General features: G+C 72.4%; 11 protein-coding genes. 5 read left to right on the top strand and 6 right to left on the bottom strand.

All coding sequences use genetic code 11. The features are described from left to right. Nucleotides 1–156: 156 nt before the first annotated feature. Nucleotides 157–927 carry a response regulator transcription factor gene (locus ACGF3A_RS01920; protein WP_393724754.1) on the top strand — a complete coding sequence of 257 codons (771 nt, stop codon included), beginning with the start codon at nt 157–159 and terminating at the stop codon, nt 925–927. After that, nucleotides 924–2,501: an ATP-binding protein gene (locus ACGF3A_RS01915; RefSeq protein WP_393724753.1), complete on the top strand. Its 1,578-nt coding sequence runs from the start codon at nt 924–926 to the stop codon at nt 2,499–2,501. Before ACGF3A_RS01920 ends, ACGF3A_RS01915 begins: the two co-directional genes overlap by 4 nt. 384 nt (nt 2,502–2,885) lie before the next feature. Here the strand turns inward: ACGF3A_RS01915 and ACGF3A_RS01910 are convergent, their stop codons facing one another. Together ACGF3A_RS01910 and ACGF3A_RS01905 are read right to left on the bottom strand one after the other, a co-directional pair. Further along, a complete protein-coding gene (locus ACGF3A_RS01910) occupies nt 2,886–4,157 on the bottom strand; it encodes a metallophosphoesterase (protein ID WP_393724751.1) in 1,272 nt (423 codons plus the stop codon). Nucleotides 4,158–4,179: 22 nt separating this feature from the next. Continuing rightward, complete coding sequence (locus ACGF3A_RS01905; RefSeq protein ID WP_393724749.1) at nt 4,180–4,443, bottom strand: SCO4848 family membrane protein; 264 nt, start codon at nt 4,441–4,443, stop codon at nt 4,180–4,182. A gap of 110 nt (nt 4,444–4,553) precedes the next feature. Here ACGF3A_RS01905 and ACGF3A_RS01900 point away from each other — a divergent pair, with 110 nt between their 5' ends. Continuing rightward, nucleotides 4,554–5,813, top strand: a complete 1,260-nt coding sequence (locus ACGF3A_RS01900) for a D-alanyl-D-alanine carboxypeptidase family protein (protein ID WP_393724747.1) — start codon at nt 4,554–4,556, stop codon at nt 5,811–5,813. Between the two features lie 425 nt (nt 5,814–6,238). Here the strand turns inward: ACGF3A_RS01900 and ACGF3A_RS01895 are convergent, their stop codons facing one another. The 3 genes from ACGF3A_RS01895 to trpS all read right to left on the bottom strand — a co-directional run bounded on the left by ACGF3A_RS01895 (nt 6,239) and on the right by trpS (nt 8,891). After that, nucleotides 6,239–7,123 (bottom strand): YihY/virulence factor BrkB family protein, encoded by an 885-nt coding sequence (locus ACGF3A_RS01895; protein WP_393724745.1) that lies wholly within the window; start codon nt 7,121–7,123, stop codon nt 6,239–6,241. 78 nt (nt 7,124–7,201) lie between these two features. Next, complete coding sequence (locus ACGF3A_RS01890; protein ID WP_393724743.1) at nt 7,202–7,855, bottom strand: 2'-5' RNA ligase family protein; 654 nt, start codon at nt 7,853–7,855, stop codon at nt 7,202–7,204. Between the two features lie 22 nt (nt 7,856–7,877). Continuing rightward, complete coding sequence (gene trpS, locus ACGF3A_RS01885) at nt 7,878–8,891, bottom strand: tryptophan--tRNA ligase (protein ID WP_393724741.1); 1,014 nt, start codon at nt 8,889–8,891, stop codon at nt 7,878–7,880. A gap of 110 nt (nt 8,892–9,001) precedes the next feature. Here trpS and rocD point away from each other — a divergent pair, with 110 nt between their 5' ends. Both rocD and ACGF3A_RS01875 read left to right on the top strand, forming a co-directional pair. Beyond that, entirely contained in the window at nt 9,002–10,207 is a 1,206-nt protein-coding gene (gene rocD / locus ACGF3A_RS01880) for an ornithine--oxo-acid transaminase (protein ID WP_393724739.1), read from the top strand. 76 nt (nt 10,208–10,283) lie between these two features. After that, complete coding sequence (locus ACGF3A_RS01875) at nt 10,284–10,646, top strand: MerR family transcriptional regulator (protein WP_393724737.1); 363 nt, start codon at nt 10,284–10,286, stop codon at nt 10,644–10,646. A 263-nt stretch (nt 10,647–10,909) separates the two neighbouring features. On the opposite strand, the gene ACGF3A_RS01870 is transcribed toward ACGF3A_RS01875, so the two are convergent. Continuing rightward, entirely contained in the window at nt 10,910–12,385 is a 1,476-nt protein-coding gene (locus ACGF3A_RS01870) for a PLP-dependent aminotransferase family protein (RefSeq protein WP_393724735.1), read from the bottom strand. Between the last annotated feature and the right edge of the window lie 10 nt (nt 12,386–12,395).

The raw sequence follows: 12,395 nt of genomic DNA, 5'->3' as shown, positions 1-12,395 counted from the left end.
GGGTTGGTGCTGTCATCGATCCCCATCGATCCCGCCCAGGGCCACGGCCACCACCCTCCGGCGCGCGGCCGCGCGGCGCCGTCCCGGGCGCCCAGCTCTCAAGAACCTCCAAGGGTTCCCCCGGAAAACCCGCAATTCCGCCCGGATACTGGGGGAATGACAGCGACCCCCGCCACCGTCCTGATCGTCGAAGACGAGCCGAGCATCGCCGACGTCCTGGCGATCACGCTGCGCTTCCACGGCTTCGAGGTCGTCACCGCCTCGGGGGCGCAGGCCGCCGTCACGGCGGCGCGCGAGGCGCGCCCCGACGCCGTGCTGCTCGACATCGCCCTGCCCGACGGCGACGGACGGCAGGTGTGCCGGGTGCTGCGCGCCGAACGCGGGGACCTGGCCGTCGTGTTCCTCACCGCGAAGGACGCGCCGTCGGAGGTCATCCAGGGGCTGACGCTGGGCGGCGACGACTACATCACCAAGCCGTTCAACGTGGACGAGGTCGTGGCCCGGCTCCGCGCCGTCCTGCGCCGCACCTCACCGTCCACGTCCGCCCCGTCCGACGGCACGGAGGCGCCGCCCGCTCCCCGGCCACCGGTGATCCGGTACGGGGACCTGGAGCTGGACGAGGCCACGTACACCGTGCGGCGCGGCGGGCGCAGCGCGGACCTGACGCCGACGGAGTTCGCACTGCTGCGGCACCTGGTGCGGCACGGGGACCGGATCGTGCCCAAGGAGCAGCTGCTGCGGCACGTGTGGCGGTACGAGCACCGGGTGGAGTCGACGGTCGTCGAGACGTACGTCAGCTATCTGCGCCGCAAGCTCGACCCGCTGGGACCGCCGCTGATCCGTACCCGCCGGGGCGTGGGGTACGGGCTGCGTCCGCTGCCGGAGACGGGCCCGGGCGCGGGGCCGGGAGAGGGCGCCGGATCGTGAGCGCGGCGCCGTCCCCCTCCCCGTCCCCCACCCTCCGCCATACGGGCTCGCTGCGGGCCAAGATGACGGCCATCGGCATCGTGATGCTGGCCCTCGGCATCGTGGTCGCCACGGCCATCAGCCTCATGGGCGTCCAGCACTATCTCGTCTCCTCCGTGGACGCGGAGCTGGCCTCGGCCCGTAAGCAGATCGCCCGCGTCAAGCTGACGGTCGACGACGTCAACGCGTTCGCGAGCATCGCGGGGATGCGGGACGCGCTCAACCCGAACGTCGCGGAGGCCACGGACACCAACCCCACCGTCTTCGTCCCCCTCGACGACCGGGGCAGGCCGACCGCGCTGCTGGGCCACGAGCCCTCCGCGAAGCAGCGGGCCCTCGCGCGCGCCGTCGAGGACCCCCAGGCGCTGGTCCGCGACCCCGGCCCGATCGACATCCGGCCGGACGGCGACACCCCGTACCGCGCGACGGCGATGCGCCTCGCCGACGGGCAGACCGTGCTCATGGCGACGGAGGTCGGGGCCGCCGGGGAGATCATGCGCAAGGTCCTCCGGCTCGAACTCTGCGTCGGCATCGCGCTCATGGCGGTGCTCGGCACCGCCATGTACTACGCCGCGCGGCGCCGGCTGCGCCCCATGGAGGACATGGTCGAGGCGGCCTCGGCGATCGCCGAGGGCTGCGAGAAACAGGGCTCGGCGGGGCCGGAGGGCGCGCCCGGCATCGACCTGTCCCGCCGCGTCGCCGCGGGGCGCGGCGGCAAGCACAACAGGGTCCTGGAGGTCGAACGGCTCCGCCTCGCGCTCAACGCGATGCTGCACCAGGTCGAGGCCGCCTTCCTCACCCGCGAGCACGCCGCGGCGCACCTGCGGCGCTTCGTCGCCGACGCCTCCCACGAGCTGCGCACGCCGCTCGCGGCGATACGCGGCTACCTCCAGCTCTACGAGCGCGGCATGCTGCGCGACGAGGAGGAGAGGGCACGCGCGCTGGCCCGTATGACGGCCGAGACCGAGCGCATGGCCCGCCTCGTCGACGAGCTGCTCGCCCTCGCCCGGCTCGACCAGCGCCCCGAGCTGCGCCCGCGCCCCGTCGACCTCGCACGGGTGACGGAGGAGGCGCTGGCGGACCTCGCGGCCCAGCAGCCCGAACGCGAGATCGACTTCGAACGCCCCGAGGGGGCCGCGCTCGCCCTCGCCGACGAGCCCGTCCTGTGCCAGGTCGTCGGCAACCTGATCTCCAACGTCCGCGTCCACACCCCCGTCGGGGCCGCCGTCCGCGTCTCGGTCCACGCGGGGCACGACGGCTGCGTCCTCCGCGTCCAGGACGAGGGCCCGGGCATGCGGCCCGAGGACGCCGCCCGCGTCTTCGACCGCTTCTTCCGCACGGACGGGGCGCCGAGCGAGGGGAGTGGCCTCGGGATGTCGGTCGTCAAGGCGGGTGTCGAGGCGCAGGGCGGACAAGTCCGCATCAGCACGGCCCCCGGAGCAGGCCTCAAGGTAACGGTCACCCTCCCCTCCGCCCACCCCGTGCCGACCCCCGCACCCCACACAGCCCTCAAGACCCCAGGGCTCGCCCCATAGGGACCCGCCCCTGTGCTCGCTTCGCGGCTCCACCACGGGGCGCGCCGGGTCACGACACATCGGGGCTGTGCTTGATTTGCGGCTCCGCCGCGCGGGCGCGCCCGGTCCAAGACTTTTGGGCTTGCCCGATAAGGGGCGCGGGGAACTGCGCGCCCAGCCACGACGCGGCGGCAGCCCGCGAAGCACAGCCCGGGGCACCCCGAACCCGGCCCAGTTGCGCGGGACACCCGGCGCAGGGGGCTGCGCTTGCCAACCCTGCGCCTTGCGCAGACTTCCCAAGCTCAGCGGAGGGAGAGCCAGGGGCGCGGGGAACTGCGCGACAAGCCACAGCGCGCGGCGCAGCCCGCGAAGCACAGGCGGGGCAGCCCCTGCCCGGCGCAGAGCTCAGGCTTCTGGGGAGGCGAGGCGGACTATGGTGATGTCCGAGTCGGCGCCGACTCGGACCGGTGGGCCCCACGCGCCCGCGCCACGCGTCACGTAAAGCTGCGTGTCCCCGTACCGCTCCAGCCCCGCCACCGTCGGATTCGCCAGCTCCGCGAGGTACGGTCCCGGCCACAGCTGGCCGCCGTGGGTGTGGCCGGAGAGCTGGAGGCCGACCTTGTGGTCGACGGCTTCGTGGATCTGTACGGGCTGGTGGGCCATGAGGACCGAGGCACGCCCCGGGTCGCGGTCGCCGAGGGCCTTCTTGAAGTCGGGCCCGTCGCCCTGGTCCTCGCCCGCGACGTCGTTGACCCCGGCGAGGTCGAAGGCGGGCAGCTCGCGGCGCGCGTTCTCCAGAGGGTGGACGTTCAGCTCGCGCAGGTGGTCGACCCACTCGGCCGCGTCACCGAAGTACTCGTGGTTGCCGGTCACGAAGAACGAGCCGTGGCGGGAACGCAGATGCCGCAGGGGCTCGGCCGCCGGGCCCAGGTCGGCGACCGAGCCGTCGACGAGGTCGCCGACTATGGCGACCAGGTCCGGCTGGGCACCGTTGATCGTGTTCACGATGCGCTGGGTGTGGGCCTTGCCCAGGATCGGCCCCAGATGGATGTCGCTGACGACGGCGATGCGGTACCCGTGCGCCGCCCGCCCCAGCTTCGGCAGCGGCACGGTGACGTGCTTGAGCGTGGGCCCGTTCAGCACGCTGTACGCCCCGGCGCCGACCGTCGCCGCCGCCGTCGCGGTGGCCCCGACGGCGAGCGTACGGGCGAGGAAGACCCGGCGGGACGGCTCCGGCCGCCCGGACCCGGGCTCCGACGGCTCCGACGGCACGGACACGGGCTCCGGCTCCGGCCGGTCCGGCTTCGGGCGGGCAGGCGGGCCCCCCACCGCTCCCGCGTCCGGCACGGAGGTGGCGGCGGAGGCGCGTGCGCGGCGGACGACCAGCCGGACGACCTCGCCCACGAGCAGCGCCAGCACCAGGTAGAGCAGCATCGCGAGCCACATGAAGCCGGGCCACGCCAGCACCCGCTGCACGGAGAACGGCGCTCCGGCCCGGCTGCTGATCATGTTCGCGACGCTCACCAGCGGCAGCGCCACGACGAGCACCGTGCCCACCCGGCGCCACAGCCCGTCCGGCGCGGACACGTCGCGCACCAGCCGCCGCCAGACGTACCAGTGCACGACCACCAGCAAGGAGACCGCGACCAGCGCGATCAGTACGAAAACCGCCACCATCGCGGTCCCTCCCCCCTCGTTCCTACGACTGCCGCAGCGCTCTGAGCCCGCGCAGACCGATCACTCCGATCGCCGTCCCCAGCAGGAAGGAGGTGATAGCCAACAGCAGATGGACCCAAAAGTAACCGGTCGGGTCACCCGCATCGTCGAACGCGAGTCCACTGCTGTCTTTCCACAAGTTTTTGACAAAGGTGATCCAGACAAACCAGGACCAGACGCCGAAAGCCAGCAGAAAGAGGGACACGGGCTTGCTCAGCCTGAGCCCCCGTGTGGTGGTGTCGTGCATGGCAGCCAGTATGGCGATGCCCTCCGTCGGGGCCCGAGGAGGGGCCAAGCGGCCCAATTTCGCCGGGGCTCGGCGTCCCCTTCCCCTCGCACGCCCCGTACGCTCGCAGGGTGCCCAATTCTTCGCATTATTCAGCCCGCTTCCGTCACACCTGTGCCGTAAGCGCTCTCTCGGCCACGCTCGCCGCGTCCCTCGTCGTCGTCGCCTCTCCCGCCGCGTTCGCGGACGGGACACCGGAGGGGAAGGGCAAGCAGCCGAAGCCCCCCGCGACGATGTCCAAGGTCGGCGGCTCGCAGCTCGGGCAGCCCGGCACCCAGGTGAAGCCGAAGGCGGGCGCGCCAGCGCTGCCCAAGAAGCTGTCGGCGCGCTCGTGGATCGTCTCGGACGCGGAATCGGGCCGGGTGCTCGCCTCGCACAACGCGCACTGGAAGCTCGCCCCCGCCAGCACCCTCAAGATGCTCTTCGCCGACACGGTGCTGCCGAAGCTGCCGAAGGACCGTCAGTACAAGGTCAAGCCGCAGGACCTCCAGGGCATGGGTGAGGGCAGCAGCCTGGTCGGCGTGAAGGAGAAGGAGACGTACTCCGTCCACGATCTGTGGCTCGGCGTCTTCCTCCGTTCGGGCAATGACGCGGTGCACGTGCTGTCCGCCATGAACGGCGGCGTCGACAAGACCGTGGGCGAGATGAACGCGAAGGCCCGCTCGCTGAACGCGACGGACACCCGCGTCGTCAGCCCCGACGGCTACGACCACCCGGGGCAGGTCTCCTCGGCGTACGACCTCTCCCTGTTCGCGCGCTCGGGCATGCAGAACGCGGACTTCCGGAAGTACGCGGCGACGGCCGACGCGAAGTTCCCCGGCGAGACGAAGAAGAACAAGAAGACGGGCAAGAAGAAGCGCGAGAGCTTCGGCATCCAGAACACCAACCGCCTGCTGACCGGCGACGTCGGCCTGGACCCCTACCCCGGCATCGCCGGAGTCAAGAACGGCAGCACCACCAACGCGGGCAGCACCTTCACGGGCGTGGCCGAGCGCAACGGGCGTGTGCTGCTCGTCACGGTGATGCACCCCGAGAAGGGGGACGGGCTGGCCGTCTACAAGGAGACGGCGAAGCTCCTGGACTGGGGCTTCGCCTCCGACGGCAAGGTCAGCCCCGTCGGGCGGCTGGTGACCCCCGGCAGCGGCACCGGCACCCAGGCCGGGGGCCAGGCGGGCGGCACGGCGGACGGGAAGGCGGCGCACGCCTCGGCGAAGAAGAGTTCGCCGTCGGGCGGGGTGGGGGTTGCCGTGGGCATCACCGCGGGCTGCCTCATCCTGCTGGCCGCAGTGGCCTACGCGGTCCACCGCCGCTGGCCCCTCACCCGCCGCTAGCCCCTCACCGGGGCGCGCCGTGCCGAGGCTCGCCCCTTTGCCCTCAGGGGCCCGGGCCTGTGCCGTTCAAGACTTCGGGGCTTGCCCCTGTTCCCTAGGGGCGTGGGCCTGTGTTCGATGTGCGGCTCCGCCGCGTGGGCGCACCCGGTTACGACCTCGGGGCTTGCCCCTTCTCCCTAAGGGGCGCGGGGAACTGCGCGCCCAGCCCCGACGCGGGCGCGGCCCGCGAAGCACAGCCCGGGGCACCCCGGGCGCGGCCCCGTTACGCGGGGCACCCGGCGAAGTGGGCTGCGCTTGCCAACCCTGCTCCCCCAAGCTCTTCGAGCAGGGGGGACCCCCAGCGCAGACTTCCCAAGCACAGTGGGGCGGAGGGAGAAGCGCAGACAGCCCAAGCACAGCGAGGTGGAGGGCGGAGTGGAGCAGGGCTACTCGGGGGGCTGCTCCTCCTCGATGCCCTCCGGAGGAGAGGGGGCCGTGGCGGTCCAGGCTGCGCACCAGAGGAGGAGCTTGGTCATGAAGCTGATCCAGAGAAGAAGGGCGATGGGGACCCCGAAGGCGCCGTAGACGCTCTTGGCGGCGACCCCCTTCAGATAGCCGCCCAGCAAGAGCTTGAGGAGCTCGAAGCCGATCGCCCCCTGGAGCGCCGCCGCAGCGGTGGCCCGACGAGGGGGACGGACACGAGGCAGCAGCGTCAGGACGTACCAGAGCAGAACGAAGTCCGCGGCGACAGCCGCCCCGTACGCCGCAAGGCGCAAGAGCACCGTGCCGACGCCCCCCTCGGCCAGCCCCATCTGCTCCGCGACCCACGTCACGGCCGTGATCGCGAACGCGGAACCGCCGAAGGAGATCGCCCCGACGACCCCGAGCCCGCAGAGGATGCCGAGGTCCATGGCCTTGCGGGCGAAGACGTTGCCGGGGTCCTCGTCGAGGTCCCAGACCGCGCGGAGGCTCTCGCGCAGGGTCCCCACCCAGCCGACGCCGGTGACGAGGAGCAGGGCGCCCGCGATGACCCCGACCGTGCCCGCGTTGTCGACCAGGTCCTGGATCTTGAGCTGGTCGGAGATGCCGGGCACCTGGTCGGTGAGGAAGTCCTGGGCCCGGCGCATCTGGGACTCGGTCAGCAGCGCGGCGCCGACCGCGGCGCCGACGGCGAGCATCGGGAAGAGCGCGAGGAAGCTGGTGAACGTGATGGCCGCGGCCAGGCGGCTCCACTTCCGCTCGTCGAGGTGCTCGTAGGCGCGCCAGACGCGGGTACGGAAGAACCACGCGAGGAACGGGCCGATCCACGGCAGACTCGTCAGTTTCTCCACGTTGTCCCACCTTGCCGCCGTCGCCCGTTCCATGCGTGACGGTCAGCGTACGCACCGTACGCGACGAAACGTCCGACCTCAGTGGGCCGTGGCAGGGGGGCGGGCCGAGGAGACGCGGCGCTGGCCCGGCGTACGGCAGGCGACGGCGCCGACGTCCGGCATCTCGCCGCTCGCCTCGCCGCCGAAGGTGAACTCCCGCTGGAGGCGCCAGACGTGGTCCTCGCCCTGCTCGTAGAGCGCGAAGCCGCTCGCCGTCCACTCGGCCTCGAAGTCGGCCAGCTCGGCGTAGGCCTCGTCCATCGCCTCCTCGGCGATGCCGTGCGCGACGGTGACGTGCGGGTGGTACGGGAACTGGAGCTCGCGGGCGAGGGGGCCGTCCGCCGCGCGGACCCGCTCCTGGAGCCAGGAGCAGGCCGAGCCGCCCTCGACGACCTGGACGAAGACGACCGGCGACAGCGGCCGGAAGGTGCCGGTGCCGGAGAGCCGGATCGGAAAGGCGCGGCCCGCGAGGGCCACCCGCGCGAGGTGCTCCTCGATCCCGGCCCTGGCCGCCGCGTCGACCTCGGTCGGCGGCAGCAGCGTGATGTGGGTGGGGATGCCGTGGGCCGCGGCGTCGCCGAAGCCCGCGCGGCGCTGCTGCAGCAGGCTGCCGTACGGCTCCGGGACGGCGAGCGAGACGCCGAGCGTGACAGCTGCCGAAGGCCCGGCCGACCCCGCCGCTCCCATGCCCATCTCTTCTCCCTCCGCGCCCGCGTCAGCGCTTGGCGGGCAGGAAGCCCACCTTGTCGTAGACCGTGGCGAGCGTCTCCGCCGCCACGGACCTGGCCTTCTCCGCGCCCTCGGCGAGGATGCGGTCCAGCGTCTCCGGATCGTCCAGATACTCCTGCGTACGGGTACGGAAGGGTGTCACCCACTCCGCGACGACCTCGGCGAGGTCGGTCTTCAGCGCACCGTAGCCCTTGCCGTCGTACTTGGACTCCAGTTCCGGGATTCCGGTGCCGGTGAGCGTGGAGTAGATCGTCAGGAGGTTCGAGACGCCGGGCTTCTCCTCCGGCGCGTAACGGATCACGGTGTCCGTGTCGGTGACCGCGCTCTTGATCTTCTTCGCGGAGACCTTCGGCTCGTCGAGCAGGTCGATGATGCCCTTCGGCGTGGACGCCGACTTGCTCATCTTGACCGTGGGCTCCTGGAGGTCGTAGATCTTCCCGGTCTCCTTGAGGATGTACGGCTCGGGGACCGGGAACGTCTCCCCGTACCGCCCGTTGAACCGCTCCGCGATGTTCCGCGTCAGCTCCAGGTGCTGGCGCTGGTCCTCGCCGACGGGGACCTCGTGCGCCCGGTAGACCAGGATGTCGGCGGCCATCAGCGCGGGGTAGGTGAAGAGGCCGACCGTCGTGCTGTCGTTGCCCTGCTTCGCCGACTTGTCCTTGAACTGCGTCATGCGCGACGCCTCACCGAAGCCGGTCAGGCACTCCACGACCCAGCTCAGCTGGGTGTGCTCGGGCACATGGCTCTGCAGGAAGAGCTTGCAGCGCTCGGGGTCGACCCCGGCGGCCAGCAGCTGGGCGGCGGCCATCCGCGTGTTGGCGCGCAGCTCGGCCGGGTCCTTCGGCACGGTGATCGCGTGCAGGTCGACGACCATGTAGAACGCGTCATGGGTCTCCTGGAGGGCCACCCACTGCTTGACGGCACCGAGGTAGTTGCCGAGGTGGAAGGAGCCGGCGGTGGGCTGGATTCCGGAGAGCACGCGCGGTCGGTCGTTGGCCATGCTGTCCATTCTCTCAGGTGTACAGCACCACTCGGGACCCGGATTCCGAGCCCCGATGTGAGGTAGTAAAGAGCCACCGGTTACGCACGGAGAGAAACGGAGACCCCGTTATGTCCACTTCAGAACGGCTGATCGCCGCCGCTGACGCCCACAGCGCGCACAACTATCATCCGCTCCCCGTCGTGATCACTTCCGCCGACGGCGCGTGGATGACCGACGCCGAGGGACGCCGCTACCTCGACATGCTCGCCGGGTACTCGGCGCTGAACTTCGGGCACCAGCACCCGCGCCTGATCGCGGCGGCCAAGGCCCAGCTCGACCGTGTGACGCTCACCTCCCGCGCCTTCCACCACGACCGCTTCGCCGCGTTCTGCGAGGAGCTGGCCGAGCTGTGCGGCAAGGAGATGGTCCTGCCCATGAACACCGGGGCCGAGGCGGTGGAGACGGCCGTCAAGACCGCGCGGAAGTGGGGGTACCAGGTCAAGGGCGTCCCGCAGGGCAAGGCCAAGATCGTCGTCGCGGACGGCAACTTCCACGGCCGTACGACCACGATCATCTCCTTCTCCACGGACGAGGAGGCACGGGCCGACTTCGGCCCCTACACCCCCGGCTTCGAGATCGTCCCCTACGGCGACCTCGCCGCGCTCGACGCGGCCGTCGACGAGCACACGGTCGCCGTGCTGATCGAGCCGATCCAGGGCGAGGCGGGTGTGCTGGTGCCCCCGGCCGGCTACCTGACCGGGGTCCGCGAGCTGACGCGGGCGCGGAACGTGCTCTTCATCGCCGACGAGATCCAGTCGGGCCTGGGGCGTACGGGCGCGACGTTCGCCTGCGAGGACGAGGGCGTCGTCCCGGACATGTACGTGCTGGGCAAGGCGCTCGGCGGCGGCGTCGTCCCGGTCTCCGCCGTGGTCTCCTCGCGTGAGGTGCTCGGCGTCTACAAGCCGGGCGAGCACGGCTCGACCTTCGGCGGCAACCCGCTCGCGTGCGCGGTGGCGCTGGAGGTCGTCGCGATGCTGCGCGACGGCGAGTACCAGGAACGGGCGAAGGAACTGGGCGCCCACCTGCACGAGGAGCTGGGCCGCCTGGTCGGCGGCGGCGCCGTCAACGAGGTACGGGGCCGCGGCCTCTGGGCCGGCGTCGACATCGACCCCTCGCACGGCTCGGGCCGCGACATCTCGGAGAAGCTGATGGCGCGCGGGGTGCTGGTCAAGGACACGCACGGCTCGACGATCCGGATCGCGCCGCCGCTCGTGATCTCCCACGAGGACCTCGACTGGGGCCTGGAGCAGCTCCGGGCGGTCCTCACCGGCTGACCCCCGCACTAGGCTCGTGCCCTCGCCCTCGCCTTCGTCGCGAGGGCACGGGCCGGGGGGCTCAGGAGGGGGCAGTATGCGCATCGGTGAGCTGTCGCAGCGCACGGGCACGGCCCGCAGGCTGCTGCGCTACTACGAGGAGCAGGGCCTGATCGCCGCCGACCGGGCGCCGAACGGCTACCGCGACTACGACGAGCGCTTCGTCGACCGGGTCCTCCAGATCCGGGGCCTCCTGGACGCGGGGCTGCCCACCCGGATCATCAAACAGATCCTTCCCTGCCTGGACCGGCCCCGCGTCATTCACTTCCGTGACGCCACGCCGGAGATGCTGGCCACGTTGGAGCGGGAGCGGGACCGTATGGACGAGCGCATCGCCTGCCTCGTCCGCAACCGCGACGCCATGAACGAATACCTGGCCGCAGTAAGACCAGACCGCTGACTCTCCCTCCCCACCCCTTCTGAGCTTGCCCGATCAGGGGCACGCCGGGTCACGACACATCGGGGCTTGTCCCCTTCTCCCTCAGGGGCGCGGGGAACTGCGCGCCAAGCCACGACGCGGGCGCGCCCCGCGAAGCACAGCCCGGGGCACCCCGGGCGCGGCCCTTGTACGCGGGGCACCCGGCGAAGGGGGCTGCGCTTGCCAACCCTGCGCCTTGCGCAGACTTCCCAAGCTTCGCGCAGGGAGAAGCGAGACGGGTCGCTTCACAGTTCGCTCAGTGCGTCGCACAGGGCGGAGAGGGCGGCGGAGTAGGCGTGGTCCGGTGGGGTGCCGTAGCCGACTACCAGGGCCTGGGGGTACGGCAGGGGCGGGGCGGCGCGGTGGCGGAAGGCGGTCAGGGCGTCCGTGCCGAGGTCGTGGCGGCGGACCGCCGCGACCGCCGCGGACTCGGTGACGCCGGAAGGGAGTTCGAGGACCGCGTGGAGCCCGGCAGCGATGCCGGTGGCCCGTACGCGCGGCGCCCGCGCAGCAAGCGCCGCGACGAGACGGTCACGTCGCGAACGGTACCGCTGGCGCATGAGCCGGACGTGACGGTCGTACGCGCCGCGGTCAAGGAAGTCGGCCAGCGTGAGCTGGTCCAGCGCGCCCGTGGTCCACTCGGCGGGCGTCTTCGCCGAGACGACGGGGTCGACCAGCCGGTCCGGCAGCACCATCCAGGCGAGCCGCAGCGCGGGGGCGAGGGCCTTGCTGGAGGTGCCGAGGTGGACGACGTGTTCCGGGTCGAGGCCCTGGAGGGCGCCGACGGGGTTGCGGTCGTAGCGGAACTCGCCGTCGTAGTCGTCCTCCAGCACCAGCCCGCCCGTCCGGGACGCCCAGTCCACGACGGCCGTACGGCGGTCCGGGTGGAGGGAGACGCCCGTCGGGTACTGGTGCGCGGGGGTGAGGAGCACCGCGCGTACGTCCGCGAGCGCGGGGTCGTCGTCCAGGGCCGTGGTCCGGGCGCCGTGCTCGTCCAGGGAGAGAGGCAGCGTGCCCGTACGCCCCACCCCCGCCGCGAGGATGTCGTGGTGGAAGAAGAGCCCGTGGTCCTCCACCGCGATCGCGCCCCGGACCACCCGCGACAGCAGCGTGAGGCCCTGCGCGAACCCGGCGCACACGACGATGCGTTCGGGGTCCGCGCGGACGCCCCGCGCCCGCGCGAGGTAGTCGGCCAGGGCGCGGCGCAGCTCGGGCGTGCCCCGTACGTCGCCGTGGCCGAAGGAGCGCGCGGGTGCCGCCGTGAGGGCGCGGCGCGCGGAGGCCAGCCACGCCGCGCGCGGGAACGCGGAGACGTCCGGGCCGCCGGTCCGCAGGTCGTGCGTAGGGCGCTCGGCCCAGCGCCCGAAGCCGGAGGGCAGGACCCGTTCGGGGCGGCGCGGGCGGGGTGGCGGCGTCGGTTCGGGCCGGTGCGCGACGCGGGTGCCCGAGCCCTGGCGGGCGGTGAGCCAGCCCTCGGCGACGAGTTCGCCGTACGCGCCCGCCACGGTGTTGCGGGCCAGGCCCAGGTCGGCCGCGAGGGCGCGGGAGGAGGGCAGGCGGGTGCCGGGGGCGAGGCGGCCGGTGCGTACCGCCTCGCGCAGGGCGCGGGTGAGGGAGGCGCGCGGTCCGCCGCCGGAGGTGCGGTCCAGGTCGAGGTCCAGGTCGAGATGGAGATCGCTGCCGCCGCCGGACGCCCCTGAAGTGGCCCACGTTTTCCGCATGGAAGTGGAC

It is taken from the genome of Streptomyces sp. NPDC048172 (assembly GCF_043202595.1).
Classification (GTDB): domain Bacteria; phylum Actinomycetota; class Actinomycetes; order Streptomycetales; family Streptomycetaceae; genus Streptomyces.
The sequence above is the reverse complement of the archived record's forward strand: the minus strand, read 5'-3'. Positions and strand labels throughout refer to the sequence as shown.

What these genes read in the sequence shown, in the direction of transcription:
- ACGF3A_RS01890 (WP_393724743.1), bottom strand. Translation starts at nt 7,855, where the DNA reads ATGGGCATGGGAGCGGCGGGGTCGGCCGGGCCTTCGGCAGCTGTCACG.
- trpS (WP_393724741.1), bottom strand. Translation starts at nt 8,891, where the DNA reads ATGGCCAACGACCGACCGCGCGTGCTCTCCGGAATCCAGCCCACCGCC.
- ACGF3A_RS01905 (WP_393724749.1), bottom strand. Translation starts at nt 4,443, where the DNA reads ATGCACGACACCACCACACGGGGGCTCAGGCTGAGCAAGCCCGTGTCC.
- ACGF3A_RS01920 (WP_393724754.1), top strand. Translation starts at nt 157, where the DNA reads ATGACAGCGACCCCCGCCACCGTCCTGATCGTCGAAGACGAGCCGAGC.
- rocD (WP_393724739.1), top strand. Translation starts at nt 9,002, where the DNA reads ATGTCCACTTCAGAACGGCTGATCGCCGCCGCTGACGCCCACAGCGCG.
- ACGF3A_RS01910 (WP_393724751.1), bottom strand. Translation starts at nt 4,157, where the DNA reads ATGGTGGCGGTTTTCGTACTGATCGCGCTGGTCGCGGTCTCCTTGCTG.
- ACGF3A_RS01875 (WP_393724737.1), top strand. Translation starts at nt 10,284, where the DNA reads ATGCGCATCGGTGAGCTGTCGCAGCGCACGGGCACGGCCCGCAGGCTG.
- ACGF3A_RS01870 (WP_393724735.1), bottom strand. Translation starts at nt 12,385, where the DNA reads ATGCGGAAAACGTGGGCCACTTCAGGGGCGTCCGGCGGCGGCAGCGAT.